The sequence below is a fragment of the Xanthomonas sp. NCPPB 3569 genome (assembly GCF_041475645.2).
GTDB lineage: Bacteria > Pseudomonadota > Gammaproteobacteria > Xanthomonadales > Xanthomonadaceae > Xanthomonas > Xanthomonas phaseoli.
The window spans coordinates 3,952,862-3,966,246 of the sequence record NZ_CM192969.1 but is presented as its reverse complement, the minus strand read 5'-3'; the positions used below and the strand labels follow the sequence as shown (position 1 = coordinate 3,966,246).

The window sequence follows — 13,385 nt, the reverse complement described above, 5'->3', positions numbered from 1 at the left end:
CGCGCATGCCATAGATGCGCGCGGCGAGACAGACCTGCCGCCTACAATGGGGGATGACTCACGACCCTGCAGCCAACCTGCCACTGAAGTCCGATACGTTCGGGCGCATCCTGCTGGTCCGCGATGGCGAACGCATGTTCGTGCGTCGCGACCTGAGCGTGGCGCCGTGGCTGTTGCGTGGCGTGGCCTGGTGGCTGGCACGCCGCGAAGCGCTGGCCTTGCGCCAGCTGGATGGCGTGCCGCGCACACCGCGGCTGCTGCACTGGGACGGGCGGCACCTGGACCGCAGTTATCTGGACGGCGCTGCGATGTACCAGCGCCCGCCGCGCGGCGATCTGGCCTACTTCCGCAGCGCACGCAGGCTGTTGCAGCAACTGCATCGCCGCGGCGTGGCCCACAACGATCTGGCCAAGGAAGCCAACTGGCTGGTGCAGGAGGACGGCAGCCCGGCGGTGATCGACTTCCAGCTGGCGGTGCGCGGCAACCCGCGCGCGCGCTGGATGCGTCTGCTTGCCCGCGAGGATCTGCGCCACCTGCTCAAACACAAGCGCATGTACTGCCCGGCCGCGCTGACCCCGGTGGAACGCCGCGTGCTCAAGCGCACTTCCTGGGTGCGCGAGCTGTGGTTCGCCACCGGCAAACCGGTCTACCGCTTCGTGACCCGCCGCGTGCTGCACTGGGAAGACAATGAAGGGCAGGGACCGAAGCCCTGAAGGGCTGGGAATCGGGAATCGGGAGTGGGAATCGGAAGAGCGCGTCGCGAGAGCTGTTTGTTCGTCGGTTGCGAGGTGTTCAAGGCGCTAAGCTTTTGCCATTCCCCATTCCCCATTCCCCATTCCCCATTCCCCATTCCCCATTCCCCATTCCCATGACGTTATCGGGCAAAACCCTGTTCATCACCGGCGCCTCGCGCGGAATCGGCTTGGCGATTGCGTTGCGGGCGGCGCGCGATGGGGCCAATGTGGCGATTGCGGCCAAGTCGGCGGTGGCCAATCCCAAGTTGCCCGGCACCATCCATAGCGCGGCCGCAGCGGTGACTGCGGCCGGTGGGCAGGCGCTGGCGCTCAAGTGCGATATCCGCGAAGAAGATCAGGTGCGCGCGGCGGTGGCGGCGACGGTCGATGCATTCGGCGGAATCGACATCCTGGTCAACAACGCCAGTGCGATCTGGTTGCGCGGCGCGCTGGACACGCCGATGAAACGCTTCGATCTGATGCAGCAGGTCAACGCGCGTGGCAGTTTTCTATGCGCGCAGGCGTGCCTGCCGCATCTGCTGCAGGCAGCCAATCCGCATATCCTCACGTTGGCCCCGCCGCCGTCGTTGAACCCGGCATGGTGGGGCGCGCATACCGGCTACACGCTGGCCAAGATGGGCATGAGCCTGGTCACCCTGGGGCTGGCGGCAGAATTCGGCCCGCAAGGCGTGGCGATCAATGCGTTGTGGCCGCGCACCGTGATCGCCACCGACGCGATCAACATGATTCCGGGTGTGGACGCAGCGGCCTGCCGCCGGCCGCAGATCATGGCCGACGCCGCGCATGCGGTGCTGACGCGCGCTGCGGCCGGGTTTCATGGGCACGTCCTGATTGATGACGAGGTGCTCGCGCAGGCCGGCATCACCGACTTGAGCGGTTATGCAGTGGATCCGTCGCATGCGTTATTGCCGGATCTGTTCCTGGACTGAGTCCGCCGACAACCGGGCGGTGGGATGTCGGCAGCGCAGTTGCTGTCCGCGAGGGGGCGTGCACAGCCGGCGCATGGCGGCCAGCATGCGTGCGACATACCGCCTTGCGCCGTCGGGAGTTACACGTCGCCGTCCCAGGCACGCTTGTGGCATGCACCAAAAGTTCACAGTCCGGTCTGCTACCGTGCGCGCCTGAAAACGCTTCCAACAAGGATGTTCGACGTGACTCTCAACGTCTCACGCTCACTCGGCCGCACGCCGGCTGGTGATGACACGCGCCAGGACGACAACGACGACCGATAGGCGAGGGCAAGCCTCCGTCAGCACCCTTGATGGTCGTGCTTGCGGTGAATCCGCAAGCCATGCCCCAGACACTTCTCATGGAAAGCCAGATGACTCATCGCCTTCGTTATGCGCCGCTGACTGCGGCGGTCGTCCTTGCCGCATTGCTTGCCGGCTGTCAGAAACACGCACCCGCCGCTGCGGTGGAGGGCGCCGACAAGATCAATGCCTACATCGCCTGCTTCAATGGTGTCGAGCAGCCGATCCATGAGAGTTACCAGACCTACATCGGCTGGATGCAAGACCCGCAGGCCGGCCCCACCGGCAAGGAACGCGGTATTCGTGCGCCAGGCACGGTGCTGTCGCATCGGGTCGAGGCATGCGGTGCGCCGATGACCGCAGCGTTGGCTCAGCAACCGGTCAACGCCGAGCTCGACCCGGCGGCCAAGACGTATCAGCAACGCTTCACCACGCTCAATGAGCGTATCGGGGAGGCGGTGCGCTATTACGACCGCGAGGATTATCTGCGCGACGACGGCAAGGGCATGCGGGCACTGCACGCACCGCTGATGCAAGCCTACGCCGCTTTCTTCGATGCCAGCGAAGCGATGAACGCAGCGTTGGAACACAACGAAGACACACGCCGCCAGGCGCAGATCGATGCGATCGAAAAAGCAGAGGGCCACAGCGCAGCGTGGTATCACTTGAAGATCATCGGCGAGGGCAAGCAGCTGGTGCAGGTGCTCGACAGCGACACGCCGGATCTTGCCGCAGCGCAAGCGCAATTGGCGCGCTACCAGCGCATTCTGGAAGATGCGCAGAAAGCCAAGGCAGGCCAGGGCGATGCGATGTGGGGCCACATGGAACGCGCTGCAGACAAGCTTGCGCGTGAATCGGGGCGCCTTGTCGAACGCATTCGCAGCAAGACCCCGCTGAGCAAGAGCGAGCAGATGCTGCTGGAAAGCGGTTCGATCCCGCCGGGTGGTACCCGTCAGGCAGTGCTTGCCAGCTACAACGATCTGATCGACATGAGTAACCGCATGTCGCAGTGACGCTGTGCACGCATCGCTGCGGAATCCTGCGAGTGCCTTGAACCGCTGATCGTGTGGGTGACGTCGTCGTTGTTCTACGAACGACAGTCGCGCATCAGCGCTCCGCACGCCTGCAACCGTCCCGCAGCCGAGCTACGGCACACTGCCCTGCGATCGACTTCGCGCGCAGTGCCAAGGTGTCCGGCGGCGGCCCCGGTGCCGGCATGCAGGTCCGCCACAGGCCGCCTCACGCAAGGACTATGGCCGCTTGGCAATTGCGAGGCCATCTTGGCCTGGTCCCAGTCCGCAGCTCTGCATCAGCCATTGGACACCTCCGCCAGCGGCTCGGCACATTGGCGGCAATAGCGTGCGTCGGCCGCGTGGCCTTCCAGCCCGCAGCGGGCGCAGTTGCGCGCGTCGCGTTTGCCGGTATGGCCTCCTTCGCGCAACGAGCTGGCCAGTTCGGCGGTATAGATGCCGGTGGGCACGGCGATGATGCTGTAGCCGATCAGGATCAGGGCCGAGGTGACGAAACGGCCTAGCGTGGTCTGCGGCACCAGATCGCCGAAGCCCACCGTGGCCATGGTGACGATGGCCCAGTACATGCTGGTGGGGATGCTGGTAAAGCCGTGCTGCGGGCCTTCGATGATGTACATCGTGGCGCCGGCGATCACGGTGATGGTGAGCACGGTGAACAGGAACACCAACACCTTGCGACGGCTACGCCACAGCGCATCCAGCAATTGCCCGCTTTCTTCGATGTAGCGGGTGAGTTTGAGAATGCGGAACAGCCGCAGGATGCGCAGCACGCGCACCACCAGCAGCGTCTGCGCGCCGGGCACGAAGAACGACAGATAGCTGGGCAGGATGGACAGCAGATCGATCACGCCCCACACGCTCAGTGCGTAATGCAGCGGGCGCCGCACCACGGCCAGACGCAACGCGTATTCGATGGTGAAGATCACCGTGAACGCCCATTCCAGCGGTACCAGCCAGTCCGCGGCATGCGAATGGATGCGCGGCACGCTGTCGATCATGATCACCACCACGCTCGCCAGGATCGCGACCACCAGCATCAGGTCGAAATTGCGCGAGGGGCGGGTGTCGTGGCGGTAAATGATGTCGAACCACTGCCGGCGCCAGCCATCGTCGGTGGCGGCAGTGAGTTGCGGATCGGAGAAAGGGCGCATGCGTCCATTGTGCCGCAGGCCGGCGAATGCGCGAGAATGCCGCTTCTCCCTCCGCTTCTGCGACCCATCCTCATGAGCACCGCTGCCGATTCGCCCCTGTCCCTCGCGCATTACTACCTGCCGGTGTATCGCCCGCGCCAGGTGGTGCTGGAGCGCGGCCAGGGCAGCCGCGTGTGGGACGATGCCGGGCGCGAATATCTGGATCTGTCGTCGGGCATTGCGGTGAGCGGGCTCGGCCATAACGATCCCGACCTGGTGGCTGCGCTCACCGAGCAGGCCGGCAAGCTGTGGCACACCAGTAACGTGTTTTTCAGCGCGCCGCCGCTGAAACTGGCCGAGGAACTGGTGAACGCCTCGCGCTTCGCGCACAAGGTGTTCCTGTGCAATTCCGGCACCGAGGCCAACGAGGCGGCGATCAAGCTGGTGCGCAAGTGGGCCAGCAGCCAGGGCCGTCCGGCCGACAAGCGCGTCATCGTCACCTTCCGCGGCAGTTTTCATGGCCGCACGCTGGCATCGGTCACCGCCACTGCGCAGCCCAAGTACCAGGAAGGCTACGAGCCGCTGCCGGGTGGATTTCGCTATGTGGATTTCAACGACGTCGCGGCGCTGGAAGCGGCGATGGCCGGCGGCGATGTGGCTGCGGTGATGGTCGAGCCGATCCAGGGCGAGGGCGGGGTGATGCCGGCCGCGCCGGGCTTCCTGAGCCGGGTGCGCGCGCTGTGCGACCAGCACGATGCGCTGCTGGTGCTGGACGAAATTCAATGTGGCATGGGCCGCACCGGCACGCTGTTCGCGCATTGGCAGGAACAGGTGACGCCGGACATCGTGACCCTGGCCAAGGCGCTCGGCGGCGGTTTCCCGATCGGCGCGATGCTGGCCGGGCCCAAGGTGGCCGAAACCATGCAGTTCGGCGCGCACGGCACCACCTTCGGCGGCAACCCGCTGGCCGCGGCGGTGGCGCGCGTGGCGCTGCGCAAGCTGGCTTCGCCGCAGATCGCCGAGAACGTGGTGCGGCAATCGGCGGCATTGCGCGCCGGTCTGGAAGCGCTCAATGCCGAGTTCGGCCTGTTTGCGCAGATTCGTGGGCGTGGCTTGATGCTGGGCGCGGTACTGGCTCCTGCGCACGCGGGGCAGGCCGGGGCGATCCTCGACCTGGCGGCCACGCATGGCTTGCTGCTGCTGCAGGCCGGCCCGGATGTATTGCGCTTCGTGCCGGCACTGAATCTGACCGATGCCGAACTGGCCGATGGCCTGGCGCGCTTGCGGCTGGCCATTGCCGAGTATGTCGAGAAGCCCTGACGCCTGGCCATGCTGGCGCGCCCTCTGGCCGGCACCGTGCCGGCTGGCAGGGTGTTGGAGATGAGTGGTGTGTGGCATGTAGCGTGCTGACGCAGTGCCCGGTCTTTTCCTTGCCCGGATGGGATGGCTGTCTTCCACCGTACCTTCACCCCCAACCCCTCCCCCGACGGGAGGGGCTTGGTTTCATGCAAGTCCGTACCGCTTCAGCACCCGCCGCAATCCGCGGGCGTCGCGTACGGTGTCGGCATGCAGGCCGGCCGCGCGTGCGCCGCGCACGTTGACGAATAGGTCGTCGACAAACAACGTGCCTTCGGCGCGTTGCTCCAGTTGTGCAAGCGCGCGCCGATAGACCGGCACATCCGGTTTGCGGCCGCCCAGTGCGCCGCTGCACAGCACGCGGCCCTGCAACAACGGAAAGAGCGATGGCACGATCCGCTCGATCGCTTCTTGCATCAACGGGCCGTTATTGGTGAGCACCGCCACCGCCGTGGTCGTCGACACCGCCAGCACCTGTGTCACCACCGACGGGTCGGCGCGACAGGCCGCTACGCGCGCATCGATCCAGGTCGCGCGATCGATCGGCTGCCCCAGCCCTTCGCTCAAACGCGCCAGATACGCCTGCGTGTCGATCGCGCCAGCATCGTAGGCGCGCTCCAGGCCTTGCACGAACAGCACCTCCTGCACGCGCTGCGGTGAGCAACGCGCCGCTGCTGCAAGCGCGGCCAGGCGCCGTGGCCGCGCGTAGTGCGCAAGCACGCCGTCGAAATCCAGCAACAGCAGCGATGGTGGTGCGGGCGACATGTGAGTGCTCGTACGGTGGCTGCGCAGCGTTGTCGATTCGGCGCGGCATGGCAAGCGCGCAAGACCTGCAATGCAGGATCTCCGCGCAGGTAGGTGGTGTCGCTACCTATTCAGAGTTTTGAATTCGGTAGCGACCTACCCGCCTGCACAGACCCCACCCGCCGCACCGTGATTGCCGAGCAAGCGTGCTGGTTATGGTCACTGCACGCCGCATCCGCGGTCTCAGCCGGTCTCGGGGGAGCGCCCGGTCACTCAGCACGCCACACGTCTCCAGGGGTTGATTGCATGCCAAAGTGCTTGAACACCGATCAATTGGCGGCCTCGGTCGCCGACATCCTCGCCACCGCCCGCCCGCGCCACGCGCTGGCGTCAATGACCTTGTTGCTGGCCGGTGCGCAGGCCTTGCCTGCACTGGCGCAAGACGCACGCACGCTCGATGCGGTCAGCGTGGTGGGGACCGGTTCCACGCGCACCACCGCGTCCATCTCGGTGGACGAGATCCAGGCGCAGGTGCCCGGCGTTGCGCCGCAGCAGCTGTTGGCCAGCCTGCCCGGCGTAAACGTGCAGACCACCGACCCGTTCGGGCTGTATGAGTTCGGTGATTCGATGACCATCCGCGGGTTTTCCGCCAACCAGATCGGCGTGACCCTGGACGGCATTCCGATCGAAACCTTCGACACCCGCGAAGGCGGGCCGATTACGCGGTACGTGTCCAGCGAAAATCTGCTTGATGTCACCGTGTCGGCCGGCTCGGGCGACGTCACCCAGCCGTCGTATCACGCGTTGGGCGGTGCGATCCGTTACACCAGCCTGCCACCGAAGGGCGGCGACAGCTGGAGCGGCAATCTCACCCAGACGATTGGTTCGAACGATCTGGTGCGCAGCTTCGTGCGCCTGGATACCCCGGACTGGTGGGAGGGCGGCCCCAGTGCGTATCTGTCTGCCTCGCGCACGCAAGGCGGGGTGTGGGACATGGAGCCGGCCACGCAGAAGAGCGACCACTTCGAAACCAAGATTCGCCAGGCCTGGGATGCAGGCAGCCTGACGCTGGGCTGGATCTACAACAACCGCAAGGACTACGACGTGCAGTCGTACAACTCCGATGGTTCGGTGTCCTGGGATCTGCACGAGCGCATCACCGGCAACCCGGAAGTGGATGCCGAGCATTACAGCGAATGGCAGAACGGGCGACGCGACTCGCTGCTGAGCCTGCACGGCGATTTTCTGTTCAACGATGCAATCGGCTTCACCTTTACCGGCTATTACGAAAACAAGCATGGGTATGGCGTCGGCGGCACTCCGCCGAGCACGGCGACAGGTCTGTACAACGATGCCATCGCCGGCACGCCGGGGCGCACCGATATCGCCATCAACGACCCGCAGATCGTCGACGCCAGCGGCAATGTCACCCATGTCGGTGCGATGACGCGGCGCGAAGAAATCATGGGCGGCGATCGCTATGGCCTCACCACGGCGGTGGCGTGGGAGACCGAGCACAACAAACTCGAAGTCGGTGCGTGGTACGAGAACTACGATTTCGATCAGGTGCGCCCGCTGTACAACCTGGACCCGGCCACCGGCGCATTGCTCAAAAGCGCGCTGCCGATCGTGATCTATTACGACAACCACTTCTCCACCGAAGTGAAGCAGCTCTACATCAAGGACACACTCCGCCTGCTCGAGGGCCGGCTTACGATGGAATTCGGCGCCAAGGGGCTCGATGTCAAACGCGACTACAACGGCATCGCCAATCTCGACGATTTCAACGCTGGCGTGCGGCGCGATGTCTCCATCAAGAACAGCGATTGGTTCCAGCCGCAGGTGGGCGCCAGCTTCCAGCTCGCCGACGGGGTGCAGGTGTTCGCCAACTACGCAGAGAACTTCAGCTCGGCGCCGCGGCTGGCACTGACCTCCGGTGCCTTCAATCCGGATATCGCACCGGAAGAATCCACCAACATCGATATCGGCATCCGCGCCGAATCCACGCAGTGGAGCGGCTATCTGGCCGCCTACAGGATCGATTACGAAAACCGCATCATCGCGCTCACAGACCCGGACCCGCTGGTGGTTGCACCGACCGTCTACGCCAACGTCGGCGACGTACAGACCTATGGCGCGGAAGTCTCGGGCATGTGGAAACCGGCGCCAGGCTGGCGGTTGGGCGCATCGCTGACCTGGAACACATCCGAATTCCAGGACAACTATTTCGGTACGGTCAGCGGCAACCTGGTGCAGGTGAAAGGCAACGAGGTGCCGGACGCGCCGAAGGTGATGTTCAGCGTCAACGGCGGTTGGGAAGGCACGCATTTCTTTGCCAACCTCGATACCAAGTACACCGGCAAGCGCTACGGCGACACGCTCAACACCGATCGGGTGGATGCCACCTTCATCGTCAACGGCAGCGTCGGGTATCAGGGCGAGGACAGCGGGTTTCTTGCCGGCGGCCGGCTGCAGTTGTCGGTCTACAACCTGTTCGACAAGGACGATGCGATCGGTGCGGTGTTTCCCAACGAAAGCTCCGGCTCGTATCAGTTGATCGCACCGCGCCAGCTGTTCGCGAGCCTGGCCTACACATTCTGAGGTGCAGCCGCGGCCGGCAGGGTTGCCGGCTGCGTGCGTTGGTCCATGACATGCAGGGGACGTGCGTTGATGCAAGGCAATCACACGGGAGCGATGACGCGGCGGCAATTGCTGGCGCGCATCGGCATGACCGCCGGCGGCGCAATGATGTATCAGGCGATGAGCAGCCTAGGCATGGCGGCCGAGTCCACCTTCAAAGGGCCGCTGCAATTGGATGGCGACCCCAAGGGGGCGTCGGTCTTAATCCTCGGTGCCGGGCTAGCGGGCATGAGCGCGGCGTTCGAGTTGCGCAAGGCCGGTTACCGCGTGCAATTGCTCGAATACAACGACCGCCCCGGCGGGCGGAACTGGACCCTGCGCGGCGGCGACCGCTATGCCGAGCTGGGCGGGGCCACCCAGCATTGCCAGTTCGACGAGGGCTTGTATCTCAATCCCGGGCCGTGGCGAATTCCGCACCATCACAAGGCGGTGCTGAGCTACTGCAAGCAGTTCGGCGTGGCGCTGGAAGCGTTTAATCAGGTCAATTACAACGCGCTGCTGCACAGCCAGAAGGGCTTCGGCGGCAAACCGCAGCGCTTTCGCGCCATCGACGCCGATTACAAGGGCCACGTGTCCGAGTTGTTGGCCAAGTGCACGCAGCAACACGTTCTGGACACGGCCGTCAGCCGCGAGGATCAGGAACTGCTGCTGGAATCGCTGCGTACCTGGGGCGCGCTCGACCAGAAGTTCGGGTATGTCAAAGGCAAGGACAGCAGCGAGCGGCGCGGGTTTGCGCGCTATCCCGGTGGCGGCCTGTCGGGAAGGCCGGAATTTTCCGATCCTTTCAGCGTGCAGGACGTGCTGCGCTCACGCCTGTGGACCACATTGGCAGCCGGCAACAACTACGAGATGCAGACCACCATGTTCCAGCCGGTGGGAGGCATGGACCAGATCGGCAAGGCATTCGCGCGTCAACTGGGCAATGCCATCACCTATAACGCCAAGGTCACCAAGATCGATCAGGACGGCAGCGGCGTGCGCGTGTCCTGGCAGGATGCGACGCGTGGCGGCGAAGAACGCCTCGCTACCGCGGACTGGTGCGTCTGCACGATTCCATTGTCGGTGCTCAGCCGCATATCGGTCACCGCCAGCGATGCGATGACCACGGCGATCGGCAAGGTGCCGTATGCGGCCTCGGTGAAAGTGGGCCTGCAATTCAAGCGCCGTTTCTGGGAAGAAGACGAGGCGATCTACGGCGGCATCAGTTACACCGATCTGCCGATCACCTTGATCAGTTACCCCAGCACCAACTACCACAGCCCGGGCAAGGGCGTGCTGCTCGGTGCCTATGTGTGGGGACTGGATGCCTACCAGTTCACCGCGATGCCACCAGAACAGCGCGTGCGCAAGGCGGTGGAATACGGTGCCCAGTTGCATCCGCAGTATCCGCGCGAATTCGAAAACGGCATTGCGGTCGGCTGGCACCGCGTGCCGTTCACGCATGGCTGCTTCGGCATGTGGACCGAGCAGGCTCGCGCCGAGCATTACGAACCGCTGTGCCAGATCGACGGGCGCCTGGCGCTGGCCGGCGAGCACGTGTCGTACATTCCGGCCTGGCAGGAGGGTGCCATTCTGTCGGCACACGATGTCGTTGGCCGCCTGCATCGCAAGGTCATTGCCCAGGGAGCACGCGCATGAGTCTGCTGCCAAGAGCGTTCGGTGCCATCGTAGCGCTTGCCATTACCGCCTTGTTGCTGCCGCCCACCGTGCGCGATGCGCAGGCGCAGAGTTCCGATGCGACCCAGCTGTTTCCGCAGCAAGGCTTTGCCAAGGCCTCCGGTCAGGACGTTTACCAGGGGATCTGCCAAGGCTGCCATATGTCGGCCGGCCATGGCGCGCAAGGTGCCGGCGGCTATCCTGCGCTTGCCGGCAATCCCAAGCTGGCTGCCGGCCCTTACGTCACCATGATGGTGCTCGACGGCCACGCGGGGATGCCGGGGTTCGCCGACATGCTCGACGACCGCCAGGTGGCCGAAGTGGTGAGCTATGTGCGCACGCACTTCGGTAACGACTATGCCGAGCGCGTGACCATCGACGATGTCAAATCGCTTCGCCGCTGATCTTCTCTCCTACAAGGAATTGCCATGCTCCGTCCCATCACGACCGTTCTCACCACTGCAGTGCTGTGGTCTGCCAGTCTCGGTGCCGCACACGCCGCCGAGGTGATCCGCCACAAGATTCCCAACAGCGATTTTCCCATCGCTGCCGCGGTGGAAATTCCCGCCGGCAAGGCCACGGTGTATGTCAGCGGCAAGGTGCCGGCGGTGATCGATGCCAGTGCGCCGAAGGATTCCGCTGCCGCCTATGGCGACACCAAGGCGCAAACGGTGAGCGTGTTGAACCAGATCAAGCAGCAACTGGCCACGCTGGGGTTGGGCATGGGCGATGTGGTGAAGATGCAGGTGTTTCTGGTCGGCGATCCGGCGATGGGCGGCAAGATGGATTTCAACGGTTTCATGGAAGGCTATCGCCAGTTCTTCGGCACCAAGGAGCAACCCAACCTGCCGGCGCGCTCGGCATTCCAGATCGCCGCATTGGGTAACCCGCTGTACCGGGTCGAGATCGAAGTGGTTGCCGTGCGTCCCTGAATCCGCGTTGTCATCCTGCTGGAGGTTGTCATGAACACTGCTCTTTCGCGCCGCGCCTTTCTACGCGACTCCGCGTTGTTTGCCGGCGCCGCCGGTGCCGGCAGCTTGCCGCTGCTGGCCAGCGCCGTCGAACGCTCCACTGCCATTGCGCCCGCACCGGCAACGGCGCTGGCGCCGGTGATGATCGACTCCAATGAATTTCCGGATGGACCGTCGGCTGCCGCAATAAAGGCCATCGCGCAGATCGCACCGCAGGGCGGGCGCTATCTGCGCCAGGTACAGATGGAATTGATGACCACCCTGGCTGCCGAGCTCACGCTGCCGGTGGATCATTTGATGGCGTATGCCGGGTCCACTGAACCGCTCGACTACACGATGTTGGCATTCACCTCGCCCAGCGCTGCCTTGGTCACCGCCGACCCCACCTACGAATCCGGCTGGCGTGCAGCAACCCGTAATGGCGCGCGCTTGATCAAGGTGCCGCTGCGCAAGGACTTTTCGCACGATGTACAGGCTATGTGCGCAGCCGATGCCAACGCAGGCGTGATCTACATCTGCAATCCCAACAACCCCACCGGCTCGGTCACCGCCCGCAAGGATCTGGACTACGCGTTGGCGCACAAGCCCAAAGGCAGCGTGCTGGTGGTGGACGAGGCCTACATCCATTTTGCGCAGAGCACGCGCAGCGTAGTCGACATGGTTGCCGCAGGCGAAGACGTGGTGGTGTTGCGCACCTTCTCCAAGCTCTATGGCATGGCTGGCATCCGCCTGGGCTATGCGGCCGCGCGTCCAGACCTGCTGGCCAAGCTGCAGTTCTACAGCGTCAACAGCTTGCCGGTCACCGCCGCTGCTGCCGGACTGGCCAGCCTGCGCGATCCTGCACTGGTGCCGCAACGGCGCGCGCGGACGGCCGCGACGCGCGCGGACGTGATGGACTTTCTCGCCAGGCAGGGCTATGCGTGTACTGCCTCGGAGAGCAATTGCTTTATGGTCGATGTGAAGCGCCCGGCAGCAAGCTTCAAGGATGAGATGGCCACCCACGGCGTGTTCATCGGCCGCAGCTGGCCGGTGTGGCCAACCTGGTCGCGCATTACCGTGGGCACCGATGCGGAAATGGCGCGCTTCAAACACGCGTTCGTGCAGGTGATTGCCGGCAAACGCGGCCCGTTGCCGGTGCCGGGCAGGGAGACTGCCGCGGCCGATCCGATGGATGCGTTTTTCCGTTACGCGTAAGCCGGCATGCGACGGAGCGCTCGGTCGCAGACGGCCGAGCCATCGGCCACCTTGGTCGATGCGCCCGCTGCGCAGCTGATGCGGGCGTGATGTGCTGCTGATTGCGTATCGGATACTCTGGCACTGTCGGCCTATCACCATTACCGCCTCATCCGTGCGCCGCATCCGCTGTGCCGCAACTTCCCAACGCAGGAGTGTTCTCTTGAAGCTGTTTTCCACGATTGCCGTGTGTGCGCTGGTGCTGATGGCGCCGACGGCATGGGCACGGACGTGCGCGGTGACCATCACCGGCAACGATCAAATGAAGTTCGACCAGAGCGCGATCAAGCTTGCGCCCGAGTGCACGCAGGTGGAGCTCACGCTCAAGCACTCCGGCAAGATGGCTGCCACCGTGATGGGGCACAACTGGGTGTTGACCAAGTCTGCCGATTTCCAGGCGGTGGCCAATGCCGGCGTACGTTCGACCATCGCCGACAGCTATCTGCCCAAGGCCGACGCGCGCGTGATTGCGCATACCAAGGTCATTGGCGGCGGCGACAGCACCACGGTGAGTTTTTCCACCAGCAAGCTGAGCAAGGGCGCCGACTACACGTTCTTCTGCTCGTTCCCCGGTCACTGGGCGATGATGAAGGGCACGCTGACGTTCGGGTGATGCATT

The 13,385-nt window shown here is 64.5% G+C and carries 12 protein-coding genes; 10 read left to right on the top strand and 2 right to left on the bottom strand.

The features are described 5' to 3' along the window. Positions 1 to 53: 53 nt before the first annotated feature. The 3 genes from ACCQ03_RS17150 (at position 54) to ACCQ03_RS17140 (ending at position 3,018) form a co-directional block, all read left to right on the top strand. Positions 54 to 713: a serine/threonine-protein kinase gene (locus ACCQ03_RS17150; RefSeq protein WP_039572695.1), complete on the top strand. Its 660-nt coding sequence runs from the start codon at positions 54 to 56 to the stop codon at positions 711 to 713. A gap of 155 nt (positions 714 to 868) precedes the next feature. Further along, positions 869 to 1,684: an SDR family oxidoreductase gene (locus tag ACCQ03_RS17145; RefSeq protein ID WP_209225822.1), complete on the top strand. Its 816-nt coding sequence runs from the start codon at positions 869 to 871 to the stop codon at positions 1,682 to 1,684. A 392-nt stretch (positions 1,685 to 2,076) separates the two neighbouring features. Continuing rightward, a complete protein-coding gene (locus ACCQ03_RS17140; RefSeq protein WP_237377039.1) occupies positions 2,077 to 3,018 on the top strand; it encodes a YiiG family protein in 942 nt (313 codons plus the stop codon). A 296-nt stretch (positions 3,019 to 3,314) separates the two neighbouring features. Here the strand turns inward: ACCQ03_RS17140 and ACCQ03_RS17135 are convergent, their stop codons facing one another. After that, on the bottom strand, positions 3,315 to 4,187 hold the full coding sequence (locus ACCQ03_RS17135) for an ion transporter (RefSeq protein ID WP_057677964.1): 873 nt from the start codon (positions 4,185 to 4,187) through the stop codon (positions 3,315 to 3,317). Between the two features lie 72 nt (positions 4,188 to 4,259). On the opposite strand from ACCQ03_RS17135, the gene ACCQ03_RS17130 reads away from it, so the two are divergent. Then, on the top strand, positions 4,260 to 5,486 hold the full coding sequence (locus ACCQ03_RS17130) for an acetylornithine transaminase (protein WP_057677963.1): 1,227 nt from the start codon (positions 4,260 to 4,262) through the stop codon (positions 5,484 to 5,486). Positions 5,487 to 5,669: 183 nt separating this feature from the next. Here ACCQ03_RS17130 and ACCQ03_RS17125 read toward each other — a convergent pair whose 3' ends face one another. Then, positions 5,670 to 6,287 carry an HAD-IA family hydrolase gene (locus ACCQ03_RS17125; RefSeq protein WP_150146849.1) on the bottom strand — a complete coding sequence of 206 codons (618 nt, stop codon included), beginning with the start codon at positions 6,285 to 6,287 and terminating at the stop codon, positions 5,670 to 5,672. 297 nt (positions 6,288 to 6,584) lie between these two features. Here ACCQ03_RS17125 and ACCQ03_RS17120 point away from each other — a divergent pair, with 297 nt between their 5' ends. From ACCQ03_RS17120 to azu, 6 genes are all read left to right on the top strand, one after another. Continuing rightward, positions 6,585 to 8,867, top strand: a complete 2,283-nt coding sequence (locus ACCQ03_RS17120; protein WP_057677961.1) for a TonB-dependent receptor — start codon at positions 6,585 to 6,587, stop codon at positions 8,865 to 8,867. A 69-nt stretch (positions 8,868 to 8,936) separates the two neighbouring features. After that, complete coding sequence (locus tag ACCQ03_RS17115) at positions 8,937 to 10,544, top strand: flavin monoamine oxidase family protein (protein WP_057677960.1); 1,608 nt, start codon at positions 8,937 to 8,939, stop codon at positions 10,542 to 10,544. Further along, on the top strand, positions 10,541 to 10,966 hold the full coding sequence (locus ACCQ03_RS17110) for a c-type cytochrome (RefSeq protein ID WP_057677959.1): 426 nt from the start codon (positions 10,541 to 10,543) through the stop codon (positions 10,964 to 10,966). The genes ACCQ03_RS17115 and ACCQ03_RS17110 overlap by 4 nt, the downstream gene beginning before the upstream one ends. Positions 10,967 to 10,990: 24 nt before the next feature. Beyond that, the gene (locus ACCQ03_RS17105; protein WP_057677958.1) at positions 10,991 to 11,494 is read left to right on the top strand and encodes a RidA family protein; all 504 of its coding nucleotides are present in this window, start codon (positions 10,991 to 10,993) and stop codon (positions 11,492 to 11,494) included. Between the two features lie 30 nt (positions 11,495 to 11,524). Further along, entirely contained in the window at positions 11,525 to 12,727 is a 1,203-nt protein-coding gene (locus ACCQ03_RS17100; RefSeq protein WP_057677957.1) for a pyridoxal phosphate-dependent aminotransferase, read from the top strand. A gap of 202 nt (positions 12,728 to 12,929) precedes the next feature. Then, on the top strand, positions 12,930 to 13,379 hold the full coding sequence (gene azu, locus ACCQ03_RS17095; RefSeq protein WP_209225823.1) for an azurin: 450 nt from the start codon (positions 12,930 to 12,932) through the stop codon (positions 13,377 to 13,379). Positions 13,380 to 13,385 lie beyond the last annotated feature (6 nt).

Bases quoted from the DNA above. Each gene is read 5' to 3' on its own strand.
- ACCQ03_RS17150 (WP_039572695.1), top strand. From the start codon at position 54: ATGACTCACGACCCTGCAGCCAACCTGCCACTGAAGTCCGATACGTTC.
- ACCQ03_RS17145 (WP_209225822.1), top strand. From the start codon at position 869: ATGACGTTATCGGGCAAAACCCTGTTCATCACCGGCGCCTCGCGCGGA.
- ACCQ03_RS17140 (WP_237377039.1), top strand. From the start codon at position 2,077: ATGACTCATCGCCTTCGTTATGCGCCGCTGACTGCGGCGGTCGTCCTT.
- ACCQ03_RS17135 (WP_057677964.1), bottom strand. From the start codon at position 4,187: ATGCGCCCTTTCTCCGATCCGCAACTCACTGCCGCCACCGACGATGGC.
- ACCQ03_RS17130 (WP_057677963.1), top strand. From the start codon at position 4,260: ATGAGCACCGCTGCCGATTCGCCCCTGTCCCTCGCGCATTACTACCTG.
- ACCQ03_RS17125 (WP_150146849.1), bottom strand. From the start codon at position 6,287: ATGTCGCCCGCACCACCATCGCTGCTGTTGCTGGATTTCGACGGCGTG.
- ACCQ03_RS17115 (WP_057677960.1), top strand. From the start codon at position 8,937: ATGCAAGGCAATCACACGGGAGCGATGACGCGGCGGCAATTGCTGGCG.
- ACCQ03_RS17110 (WP_057677959.1), top strand. From the start codon at position 10,541: ATGAGTCTGCTGCCAAGAGCGTTCGGTGCCATCGTAGCGCTTGCCATT.
- ACCQ03_RS17105 (WP_057677958.1), top strand. From the start codon at position 10,991: ATGCTCCGTCCCATCACGACCGTTCTCACCACTGCAGTGCTGTGGTCT.
- ACCQ03_RS17100 (WP_057677957.1), top strand. From the start codon at position 11,525: ATGAACACTGCTCTTTCGCGCCGCGCCTTTCTACGCGACTCCGCGTTG.